The 8,081-nt window shown below is 44.7% G+C and carries 10 protein-coding genes and 1 pseudogene; 4 read left to right on the top strand and 7 right to left on the bottom strand.

The features are described from left to right. Nucleotides 1-90 precede the first annotated feature (90 nt). Entirely contained in the window at nt 91-555 is a 465-nt protein-coding gene (locus AC1DUA_RS14810; RefSeq protein WP_477500498.1) for a DUF441 domain-containing protein, read from the top strand. Between the two features lie 8 nt (nt 556-563). Here AC1DUA_RS14810 and AC1DUA_RS14805 read toward each other — a convergent pair whose 3' ends face one another. The 5 genes from AC1DUA_RS14805 to AC1DUA_RS14785 form a co-directional block, all read right to left on the bottom strand. Further along, nucleotides 564-1,820: an aspartate kinase gene (locus tag AC1DUA_RS14805; RefSeq protein WP_477500497.1), complete on the bottom strand. Its 1,257-nt coding sequence runs from the start codon at nt 1,818-1,820 to the stop codon at nt 564-566. 142 nt (nt 1,821-1,962) lie between these two features. Next, complete coding sequence (efp, locus tag AC1DUA_RS14800) at nt 1,963-2,520, bottom strand: elongation factor P (RefSeq protein ID WP_477500496.1); 558 nt, start codon at nt 2,518-2,520, stop codon at nt 1,963-1,965. Between the two features lie 15 nt (nt 2,521-2,535). After that, complete coding sequence (locus AC1DUA_RS14795; protein ID WP_477500495.1) at nt 2,536-3,609, bottom strand: M24 family metallopeptidase; 1,074 nt, start codon at nt 3,607-3,609, stop codon at nt 2,536-2,538. Between the two features lie 23 nt (nt 3,610-3,632). Further along, complete coding sequence (gene aroQ, locus AC1DUA_RS14790; RefSeq protein WP_477500494.1) at nt 3,633-4,067, bottom strand: type II 3-dehydroquinate dehydratase; 435 nt, start codon at nt 4,065-4,067, stop codon at nt 3,633-3,635. A gap of 79 nt (nt 4,068-4,146) precedes the next feature. Beyond that, a complete protein-coding gene (locus tag AC1DUA_RS14785; protein ID WP_477500493.1) occupies nt 4,147-4,635 on the bottom strand; it encodes a YqhR family membrane protein in 489 nt (162 codons plus the stop codon). A 152-nt stretch (nt 4,636-4,787) separates the two neighbouring features. On the opposite strand from AC1DUA_RS14785, the gene AC1DUA_RS14780 reads away from it, so the two are divergent. Together AC1DUA_RS14780 and AC1DUA_RS14775 are read left to right on the top strand one after the other, a co-directional pair. Further along, the gene (locus AC1DUA_RS14780; protein ID WP_477500492.1) at nt 4,788-5,732 is read left to right on the top strand and encodes a DUF1385 domain-containing protein; all 945 of its coding nucleotides are present in this window, start codon (nt 4,788-4,790) and stop codon (nt 5,730-5,732) included. After that, nucleotides 5,729-5,986, top strand: coding sequence for a hypothetical protein (locus AC1DUA_RS14775; RefSeq protein WP_477500491.1), 258 nt, complete (start codon nt 5,729-5,731; stop codon nt 5,984-5,986). The genes AC1DUA_RS14780 and AC1DUA_RS14775 overlap by 4 nt, the downstream gene beginning before the upstream one ends. A gap of 10 nt (nt 5,987-5,996) precedes the next feature. Here the strand turns inward: AC1DUA_RS14775 and AC1DUA_RS14770 are convergent, their stop codons facing one another. Further along, nucleotides 5,997-6,965 (bottom strand): patatin-like phospholipase family protein, encoded by a 969-nt coding sequence (locus AC1DUA_RS14770; protein ID WP_477500490.1) that lies wholly within the window; start codon nt 6,963-6,965, stop codon nt 5,997-5,999. Nucleotides 6,966-7,077: 112 nt separating this feature from the next. Beyond that, a pseudogene (locus AC1DUA_RS14765) lies at nt 7,078-7,284 on the bottom strand (iron dependent repressor, metal binding and dimerization domain protein); the annotation flags it as partial. A gap of 31 nt (nt 7,285-7,315) precedes the next feature. Here AC1DUA_RS14765 and AC1DUA_RS14760 point away from each other — a divergent pair. Continuing rightward, on the top strand, nt 7,316-8,081 hold a 766-nt coding region (locus AC1DUA_RS14760), incomplete at its 3' end, for a spore photoproduct lyase family protein (RefSeq protein WP_477500489.1).

Genomic DNA, 8,081 nt, shown 5'->3' with positions numbered 1-8,081 from the left:
CTGCAGCGCAGTTCAGGACGTCCTGCGTTCTAAATACAAGCCCCTCTCATAAACTAAGATGGAAAGTTATGAGGGCGAGGGGTTTTGATTATGAATGGCAATATAATCTTAGTTACGCTCATTGTTATTGGACTCATTGGCCGTTCTCCAATTATTACAACAGCTTCATGCATGCTGCTAGCCTTGAAACTAGTCGGTTTAATGCGATTTTTCCCAGCCATGGAGCGAAGAGGCTTAGAGCTTGGGTTGCTTTTTCTGACGATTGGTGTTCTTGTGCCGTTTGCCAGCGAACGAATCACTGTGAAAGACATCATGTCGGTATTTACCTCTTGGCCGGGAATTATCGCTCTTCTTGGGGGAGCGATTGCAACTTATATGAACGGAAAAGGGTTGGAGCTATTAAAAATAGACCCACAATTAATTGTGGGTCTTGTTATTGGTTCCATTTTTGGCATTATCTTTTTGCGTGGAATTCCGGTCGGCCCTTTAATGGCAGCCGGAATTACAGCATTTTTATTAAAACTCGCTTATTTTATATCTGATAAATTCAGTTAAGTCTGAGATTATCTACGATCTTGAGGACCGCCAACGTACGCTTGCTCAGTAGTGTCCAGGCCGTATGCCGTGTGCAAAGATTGAATCGCTTCTGTCAAGTTCGAGTTCTCGATGACACAAGATACTTTAATTTCGGACGTGCTGACCAGAGAGATGGAGATACCTAAGTCAGAAATTACTTTAAACATCGTAGCAGCAACTCCAGGCGTACTAACCATGCCAGCGCCAACGATGGACACTTTCACCATGTTCACTTCGAAAGTTACTTCACGGAAGCCGATTTCGCCGCGGATGGATTCAATCGCATCCAAGGCTTTTTCGCGGTCAGCCAGCGTCGTTGTGAAAGAGAAGTCCGCCGATCCATTGAGAACACCGCTTTGTACAATGATATCTACGTCGACTTGAACTTCGGCAAGCGCCAAGAAGACTTTTGCCAATTGACCCGGCTTCTCAGGCACACCTAGAATACTAACTCTTGCCACATTCTTGTCGTAGGCGATGCCACGGACAACGATTCCTTGCTCCATCACTGCTTCCTCCTTCACGTTGGTACCTTCATTGTTAGTAAAACTGGAACGTACCACCAAGGTAACGTTATAGTTTTTGGCATATTCCACTGCTCTTGGATGAAGAACCGCAGCTCCCAAATTAGCAAGCTCCAGCATCTCGTCGTAGGAAATTTCGCTTAGTTTTCTTGCTACTTTCACAATGCGCGGATCTGTTGAGTAGATACCGTCTACGTCGGTATAAATCTCACAAAGATCTGCTTTGATCGCAGCAGCAAGGGCAACAGCCGTTGTATCAGAACCGCCGCGGCCAAGCGTCGTAATTTCCCCTGCTTCAGTCATTCCTTGGAAACCAGCTACAATCACGACGTTGCCTTGTTCGAGCGCATTCAGAACACGCCCTGGCTGAATATCGGTAATTCTCGCTTTTCCGTGTACATCTTCCGTGAAAATCCCGCTCTGCCAACCGGTGTAAGACACCGCTTGCTCCCCTAAACTATGTATCGCCATCGATAAGAGGGCTACAGAAACCTGCTCTCCTGTCGTTAAGAGCATATCCATTTCACGAGCCGGTGGGGCTCCATCGTAAATTTGCTTAGACAGGTCGATAAGATCGTCCGTTGTATCTCCCATCGCAGATACGACAACAACGCAGCTGTGACCTGCTTGTTTTCGCTCGACGATTCTTTTTGCAACACGTTTCATTCGCTCCGCATCACCGACAGAGCTTCCGCCAAATTTCATCACTATTAGAGACAAAGCTGACCCACTCCTAACGCATACTAGTGCATAACAATTCAATATTATAGCATAAAATGTGGTTTTGTGTGAAAAATTGCACACGCAAAACAAAAAAACTCCCTGACTTGTCAAAAGTCAGAGAGGCTTGTCCTAATTGAAACTAGGCACGGGAGATATAACGGCCATCTTCCGTATCAACGGTAAGCACATCGCCTTCGTTGATAAACAATGGAACTTGAACAACTAGACCAGTTTCCACTTTTGCACCTTTAAGTGCGCCTTGAGCTGTGTTGCCTTTAACGCCAGGCTCTGTTTCAACAACTTTCAAGTCAACGCTTTTCGGCAGATTGATCCCAAGAATTTCACCTTGGTAGCTCAAAATTTTGATGTTCATGTTCTCAAGAAGGAAGTTCAATTCCCATTTCAATTGCTCACGGGAAAGGCTGAACTGATCATACGTTTCTGTATCCATGAAAGTGAACYCGTCGCCACTAGCGTACAGGTACTGCATTTCACGGTTTTCGATATGTGCACGGCCCACGCTCTCGCCCGCACGGAAAGTACGCTCAACGGTGTTGCCGTTGCGCAGGTTTTTCAGCTTGGAGCGCACGAATGCAGCGCCTTTACCCGGTTTAACGTGTTGAAAATCTAGAACTGTAAAAATATCGTGTTCTACTTCGATGGTAAGTCCTGTTTTGAAATCATTTACTGATATCACTTGTGAATCCCTCCGCTAGTCAATAATAAGAAAATCTTTTGTAGAATTTGTAAGTATTTTAATGCCGGTGTCAGTAATTACTGCGTCATCCTCAATTCGAACTCCCCCAAAACCAGGAAGATAAATGCCAGGTTCCACCGTAACCACCATACCAGGAGTTAAAATTGTATCCTCGGTTTTCGACAAGCGCGGAGATTCATGAACCTCCATGCCTAAACCATGTCCGGTACCGTGACCGAAGTAATCGCCATAACCATGCTTCACGATGACATCTCGTGCGTAAGCGTCGCCCTCTCTACCCGCAATACCAGGTTTGAGATTGGCTAAACAGGTCAATTGAGCTTCCAGCACAATATCATAAATTTCTTTATGCTTGTCTGTCGGCTTCCCTAGCATAACTGTTCTTGTGATATCAGAGCAATACCCTTTATAATACGCTCCAAAATCTAATTTGACAAATTCGTTTATTTGGAGCACGCGATCACTTGCTTTGCCATGAGGCAGAGCGGAGCGTTCGCCGGAAGCCACGATTGTTTCGAACGAAGTCGATGTGCCGCCATTTTTGCGGATAAACATTTCAATCTCAAGTGCAATATCAAGTTCCTTCACACCAGGCTTGATATAGGACAAAATGTGCGAAAATGTTTGGTCTGCCAAATCTGCAGCTTCCTGCATGATTTGCAATTCTGCATCGTCTTTGACCATACGGATGCCCTCAACGAGTTTCGCTGTCGGCAATAGCTCGATACCCGGTAATGCGGCTTGATAACTTAGGAAGTCACCATAGGACACATCCCCTTGTTCGAAGCCAAGCTGCGTAATCCCTTGTTGATTCAAAAGTTCTATGACAGCATCCATGACTTTAGCCTTATGCTCAACCACTTCGAAAAGCTTCGCTTGCTGAGGAGCTTGTGTCATATAACGAAAATCTGTCAAAAGTATTGCACGGTCTAGCGTTATAAGAACATAGCCGGAAGAACCGGTGAATCCAGATACATATGTACGGTTATAAGCGTTCGTGATGAGTACAGCCGGTAAATTTTGCTCTTGCATAACCTTGCGAAGACGTTCAATACGTTTCTCCTGCATCGAAATCACCATTCCTTCTTCTTTTATTGCATATGGGTTAGTAGTGCTTTCAAACCTAGCTCATAGCTCTGCACGCCGAATCCGCTAATCTGACCGATAACAACTGGCGCGGTGACGGAATGATGACGAAACTCCTCGCGCTTATGAATGTTCGATAGATGAACTTCAACGGTAGGCAATTGTACGGAAGACAGCGCATCGCGAATGGCGTAGCTATAATGCGTAAATGCGCCGGGATTAATGAGAATGCCGTCTTTCGTACCAAAGGCTTCATGAATTTTATCAATAATATGGCCTTCATGATTCGATTGAAAACTCTCAATCTCAACCGAAAGAACTTCGGCTAATTCAGTCAAGCCTTGAATGATGACGGGCAGGGACACCGTTCCGTACACACCAGGTTCACGTATGCCCAGCATATTCAGGTTGGGCCCGTTAATCACTAGAACCTTTTTCAACAGGAATCACTCCCCAGCATTTTTCAGTTGCACAGGACTTATATCCGCCTATTTAACCTTTGATATTTTACCATAACTTTCATGTCTTGTGTATAGGTTGTCTTGTTCTTGTATCTGTGTACTCGATCGCGATGGAATATCCAATAAACATTCCCCACACCAAGAACAAACATAGATCAGTCAGAATGCTATTGAGGTCCAGATCCGTAACCCAGTAAGTCATCCCCGCCAATGGGCCAATCAGCAAATAAATCGCCGCCCACCAGAGCGCACCATACCCAATTCCCCACCAGGCAGATTGCAGCTTCCACAAAGTGACCATATAGATGAAAGCCGCGATAATGGAAAACACCGTAAAAAAGCCCCACCCAATAAGCACACCCTGCCAAGTCAAAAGGAAATCATGTTTGAAAAATGGCTCTACAAGAAAACCCACCACGATATTGGTAAATTTAAAATAATGTTCAATTATTTTCATTGCTCCCCAAATGAAGCCAGCGAAAAAGCCAATGTATAGGACATAAAGCCAACGATTTGTTTTCATTTTCCCCACATTTGTCTCACTCATCAGTCGTTCTCTTCCTTTCTCTACAGATATTGCACGTAAATCACAGGTAAGAATAGTATGTTCTACCGTTATCGGTAGCATTCAAACCGCGAATCCGTTACAATAGGAAAGTACCAAAAACCGAATTCGAGAAGGATAAGAAGGTGGATCTCATGGCAGAACAAAACAGTATATATGGAGGACAAGCCGTCATTGAGGGCGTCATGTTCGCAGGAAAAAATGTGCATGTAACCGCCGTGCGCAAGAAAGATGGCTCACTTGATTTCTTGGAGGTCCCTAGGAAAGACATCCCTTGGGTACAAACGCTTAAGAAAATCCCATTGGTTAGAGGGATTGTCGGCATTATAGAATCCAGCGCCAAAGGTGCTCAGCATCTTAATTTCTCAGCGGAATCCTTCGCTGAACAAGAAGGCGAGGACAAGTCCTCGGCCAATAAAGATGAGAAGCCTGGCTTCTTCTCAAATATTTCGATGATTCTTGGTGTGGCGGTTGTGGGTGTGATATCATTCCTTTTCGGGAAATTCGTATTCACGCTTGTTCCAGCAGTCATTGAACAGTTTTTGTTTGGGAATGTATTTAGCAATCAAATTCTTCATAATCTTATAGAAGGTGTTATCAAAATCATTTTGCTTGTTGGATATATTTACTTCATATCCTTAACACCAATGATTCGTAGACTTTTTCAGTATCACGGAGCTGAACACAAAGTAATCAGCGCCTATGAAGCTGGCGTCGAGCTTACCGTCAGCAATGTACAGAAATTCAACACGCTACACTACCGTTGCGGCAGTAGCTTTATTGTTTTTACCGTATTGATTGGCGTMGTTATCTACTCATTCCTGCACTATGATGGATATGTAGAGCGTATCTTGCAGCGTTTAGTCCTGCTTCCAGTCGTCATCGGAGTTTCTTATGAAGTGCTAAGATTCACGAACTCCCTTCGTGAAGTGCCGGTTCTCCGTTACTTGGGTTATCCGGGACTATGGCTTCAACTGCTGACTACCAAAGAACCTGAAGATAGCCAAGTTGAGGTTTCCATCGCTTCTTTTAACCGGATGCGTGAAGCAGAAAAAAGAATAATGGAGGGACGGGCATGAGAAGAAGATTTTCGCCGGTCGAGATCGCTATCGGAGTTTTGATTGCGATTGGATTGTTGGTAAATTTGCCATCTTTTTTCATTCCAATTCTCGTATTAGGGCTTATATTTCTTCTATACAAATTTCCGCCATCTCGTTGGAAAAGACCTTCTATTGGCCGCGGGTCATCCAAGCCCAAAAGGAAAAATGCAAAATTTCGAGTAATCAACGGAACGAAAGATTCTGACCCCGATGATTATCCGAAATATCATTAAACCCTGTTCGTCATTTAGACGGAATACGAAGCACATATTTCTCATAGTTCTCTTCGTAGGTTTGGGCGGTCCATTTAGTAAAGTAGTCTTTGGCAGCTTCGTAGCCCGATTCGTACAGTGCTAAACCCAATTCCTTAGACAAATTAAATTGCGTATTCCCCACACCAAGCGTTGGAATTTTAACCGTACGGAATCGGTTTTTCATCTCAATGTACCGCTCATCATGAGCACTGAGCATTGTTCCAAACAAGGCCTCAAGCATCGTGATCGGACCTTTGATGGTGTGCGTAGGTGTTTCGCTTTTACCAACTAATTGGAACCCGATAACGGGAATGATCTCTTCACGATCTGTATCCCGGTCGAACACCCATAAGGGATAGTTGCTCAACAATCCACCATCTACGATATAATAAAACTGCTCTGCGAATGGCGCTGCCTTCGCAGAGCTTTTTATTTGTCTTCGAATCATGACCGGATCGAAAAAGTAGGGGATGCTTGTGCTCATCCGCACTGCCTTGGCGATTGAGAACTTTCGCGGATCAATCCCATATTGCGCGATATCCTCAGGCAAAATAAGCAATTTGCCTTGCGTAATATCTGAAGCAGTAATTCGCAGCTGATTGTGTTTTAAATCTCCAAAATTACGGATGCCCTTGGCGGTAAGCAGCCCCGACACCCACTGCTCAAGCGCTCCACCGGAGTATAGGCCTTTCTTGATCAGGAGCCGCGTTGCCGGCCCGATGATTTTGGTATTAAATATCGGTGAGCGCTGCATAAACGATTTGAATGGTGTCTTAAGGATAATTTCTCTCATCTCTTCTCCGGTATAGCCAGCCGCTAGTAAAGCCGCTACAATCGATCCAGAGCTTGTACCTGCGACTTGGTGGAACACATGCCCCTGCTGCATCGCTGCACTGACACCGCCGGCTAGCGCAATTCCCTTGACGCCGCCGCCTTCAAATACGCCATTGATTAACATTCGATACCCCTCCCCCAAATCATACAAAAGGGCTTACTTTGTTATCTATGCGGGGGTAGTTTGTTTCTATGCACAAATAAAAAGACAGAGCGCCGCGGATTGCGGCCTCTGTCTAATTATCAGCTTCTATTTCTTTACGAACATTCAAGAGTTCATCTGTCCGACCTGGATCCCTACGGAAATATTCGACCAAAGTCTCGATACATGTGATGGAATCCCAGCTTAAATGATGCTCGATTCCCTCAACATCCTTATATATATTGTCCTCTTGGACGCCAATGATTGTTAAGAAATTTTCGAGCAGTTGATGACGTTCAACCTTCATCCCGATTGGCTGAAAGGAGATTTCCATGTCAACAGAATTACTCAGTAGACCTGCACCTAACACAACCGTATTCGTACCGGAGCTTGTTTATTTTGAACCTGACGCGTTGAATTATACCAAAGGTCAACAAATCTATGAATGGGCCAAGCAGCAAGGGTTAGAGATTCATATGACAACCTCACATAATCAAATACGTGATCTTCCAGGTGATACCGAGCTTGAAAAATACCGCATTGCCAAACGAACTTTGGTCGTCGGCATACGCAAAACGCTTAAATTCGACACTTCAAAGCCATCTGCCGAATATGCGATTCCTATCGCAACAGGCTGTATGGGCCACTGCCACTACTGCTATCTACAAACTACGTTAGGGGCAAAGCCCTACATTCGTATTTACGTCAATATGGACGACATTCTGGGCGCGGCTCAAAAATATATCGATGAACGAGCACCCGAAATCACCCGTTTTGAAGCTGCATGTACCTCAGATCCTGTTGGTCTGGAACATATCTCTGGCTCCTTAAAGCAGCTCATCGAATTCATGGGGCAGCAAGAGCACGGACGGCTGCGTTTTGTTACCAAATACCATCATGTAGAGCCACTACTAGATGCCAAACATAATAAACATACCCGTTTTCGTTTTAGTGTGAATGCGGATTATGTGATCAAAAATTTTGAGCCAGGTACATCCAAATTTCATGAAAGAATTGAAGCTGCCGGTAAAGTGGCCAAAGCCGGATATCCGCTTGGTTTTATCATTGCCCCCATCATTTGGCACGAAGGCTGGGAAG

The organism is Paenibacillus sp. 01T422 (assembly GCF_056398785.1).
The sequence above is the reverse complement of the archived record's forward strand: the minus strand, read 5'-3'. Positions and strand labels throughout refer to the sequence as shown.